Here is a 2789-nt window from a genome sequence, read left to right as displayed (position 1 = left end):
ACCGCCACGGCGCCGACCTGCGCGGCAACGCGTCCGCCGTCATGCCCGCCAAGGCTGCAAAGGGCAGCGCGGCGCGCCCGGGCTGCCGCTGCCTCGGTCCGGCCCTCCTCGGCCCGGCGGCACTTCGTGGGCCAAACGCCGGTTTCCGGTTGTCTGCCGCTTCCGGCGCGATGGGTCCGCGGCCGCCTTGCCGTCGCGACTCCGGCCCCTCGGCACATGATGATTCCCGCCTCGCGAACCGGCACATCGGGAGCTGCCCTCCGGCCTCCCTTCAAGCAGGCATTGCACCGACTCGCCAAATCGACTTTATTCGACCGTGCGGTCGGGAATGCCGGGAGGAGCGCGTGGCCGAAGCCTATATCTGCGACGGGGTGCGCACTCCGATCGGGCGCTATGGCGGCGCCCTCGCCGCGTTGCGCGCCGACGACCTCGCCGCCGCGCCGATCCGGGCGCTCCTCGCGCGTAACCCGGCGCTCGATCCAGCGTCGGTCGACGAGGTGCTCCTCGGCGACGCCAACCAGGCGGGCGAGGACAACCGCAACGTCGCGCGCATGGCGGCGCTTCTGGCGGGTCTGCCGGTCACGGTGCCCGGCGTCACGCTGAACCGTCTCTGCGCCAGCGGGATGGACGCGGTGGGCTTCGCCGCGCGCGGCATCATGGCCGGGGACTACGGCATCGCCATCGCCGGCGGGGTCGAGAGCATGACGCGCGCGCCATTCGTCATGCCCAAGGCCGAGGCCGCCTTTTCCCGCGCGGGGGCTGTCTTCGACACGACGATCGGGTGGCGCTTCGTGAACCCGAGGATGCGGGAGGCGCACGGCACCGACTCGATGCCCGAGACCGCCGACAACGTCGCCGAGGAGTTCGGCATCTCGCGCGAGGACCAGGACGCCTTCGCGCTCCGCAGCCAGGAACGCCACGCGCGCGCCGAGGCGGCGGGCCACTTCGCCGAGGAGATCGTGCCCGTGGAGGTGCCCGCGGGCCGCGGAACGACCATCGTCGACCGGGACGAACATCCGCGCCCCGGAACGACCCTCGCCGATCTCGCGAAATTGCGCGGCATCAACGGGTTGGACAAGAGTGTTACAGCGGGCAACGCCTCCGGCGTGAACGACGGGGCGGCCGCGCTCCTCCTTGCGGGCGCGGAGGCGGCGCAGGCGCAGGGGCTCCGGCCCATCGCGCGGGTTGTCGGCATGGCCTCCGCCGGTGTCGCGCCGCGGATCATGGGCATCGGCCCGGTCGAGGCGACGCGGAAACTCCTCGCGCGCCACGGGCTCGGCATCGGCGACATGGACGTGATCGAGCTCAACGAGGCCTTCGCGAGCCAGGCGCTCGCCACGCTGCGCGCGCTTGGAGTTCCCGACGACGCCCCCCATGTGAACCCCAACGGCGGGGCCATCGCGCTCGGCCATCCGCTCGGCATGTCGGGCGCGCGCCTGGTGCTGACGGCGGCCCGCGAGCTGCGCCGGCGCGGCGGGCGCTACGCGCTCTGCACCATGTGCGTGGGCGTGGGCCAGGGCACCGCCATGCTGATCGAACGCGTCTGACCCGAAGGAGGCGAGAGCCATGTATGCACAGATGGTGCAGTCGACCGGAAAGGGCGTGAAGCCCCGTGCGGAGATGACCGAGGAGGAGCGCCGCTTCCAGGACCGCATCGACGCGGGCGAGAAGATCGAGCCGAAGGACTGGATGCCGGAGGGTTACAGGCGGACGCTCATCCGACAGATCGGCCAGCACGCGCATTCCGAGATCGTGGGCCAGCTGCCCGAGGGCAACTGGATCACGCGCGCGCCGACGCTCGAGCGCAAGGCGATCCTGCTGGCCAAGGTGCAGGACGAGGCGGGGCACGGCCTCTACCTCTACTGCGCGGCCGAGACGCTGGGTGTCTCCCGCGACGAGCTGACGGAGGATTTGCTATCCGGACGAATGAAATACAGCTCGATCTTCAACTATCCGACGCTGACCTGGGCCGACATGGGCGCGGTCGGCTGGCTGGTCGACGGCGCCGCGATCATGAACCAGGTGCCGCTGCAGCGGACGTCCTACGGGCCCTATTCGCGGGCGATGATCCGCATCTGCAAGGAAGAGAGCTTTCACCAGCGGCAGGGCTACGACATCATGATGAAGATGGCCCGCGGGACGGAGGCGCAGAAGCGCATGGCGCAGGATGCGCTGAACCGCTTCTGGTATCCGTCGCTCATGATGTTCGGGCCGTCCGACGCCGACAGCGTGCATTCCGCGCAGTCGATGGCCTGGAAGATCAAGATCAACACCAACGACGAGCTGCGTCAGAAGTTCGTGGACCAGACCGTTCCGCAGGCGGAGTTCCTCGGCCTCACCATCCCCGACCCGGACCTGAAATGGAACGAGGCGCGGGGCCACTACGACTTCACCGAGCCCGACTGGTCGGAGTTCTTCGCGGTGATCCAGGGCGACGGGCCCTGCAACGCCGAGCGGATGGAGGCGCGGCGCGACGCCTGGGACGAAGGCGGCTGGGTGCGCGACGGGCTGATGGCGCATGCGGCCAAGCGCGCCGCGCGGAAGGTGGCGGCGGAATGAGCGGGGATGCCAAGACAAGGGCGGAATGGCCCCTCTGGGAGGTGTTCATCCGCGGCCAGCACGGGATCAGCCACCGGCACGTCGGCTCGCTCCACGCGCCCGACGAGGAGATGGCGATCCGCAACGCGCGCGACGTCTACACGCGGCGCAACGAGGGCGTCTCGATCTGGGTGGTGGAGGCGCGGCACATCGCGGCCTCCTCGCCCTCGGACAAGGGCCCGCTCTACGAG

3 protein-coding genes are annotated in these 2789 nt (G+C 70.3%); all 3 read left to right on the top strand.

Features of this window, described 5'->3' with window-relative positions; translation table 11 throughout:
- Positions 1 to 344 precede the first annotated feature (344 nt).
- A complete protein-coding gene (gene pcaF, locus ACTS11_RS16650; protein WP_442641419.1) occupies positions 345 to 1547 on the top strand; it encodes a 3-oxoadipyl-CoA thiolase in 1203 nt (400 codons plus the stop codon).
- Between the two features lie 19 nt (positions 1548 to 1566).
- Positions 1567 to 2559 carry a 1,2-phenylacetyl-CoA epoxidase subunit PaaA gene (gene paaA / locus ACTS11_RS16645; RefSeq protein ID WP_442641418.1) on the top strand — a complete coding sequence of 331 codons (993 nt, stop codon included), beginning with the start codon at positions 1567 to 1569 and terminating at the stop codon, positions 2557 to 2559.
- Positions 2556 to 2789, top strand: a 234-nt coding sequence (gene paaB, locus ACTS11_RS16640; RefSeq protein WP_442641417.1) for a 1,2-phenylacetyl-CoA epoxidase subunit PaaB, incomplete at its 3' end; no start/stop codon positions are given. The genes paaA and paaB, both read left to right, overlap by 4 nt.

It is taken from the genome of Roseicyclus sp. (assembly GCF_052168335.1).
Taxonomy (GTDB): Bacteria; Pseudomonadota; Alphaproteobacteria; order Rhodobacterales; family Rhodobacteraceae; genus Roseibacterium.
The sequence above is the reverse complement of the archived record's forward strand: the minus strand, read 5'-3'. Positions and strand labels throughout refer to the sequence as shown.

Coding starts and splice junctions, on each gene's coding strand:
- paaA (WP_442641418.1), top strand. CDS start 1,567: ATGTATGCACAGATGGTGCAGTCGACCGGAAAGGGCGTGAAGCCCCGT.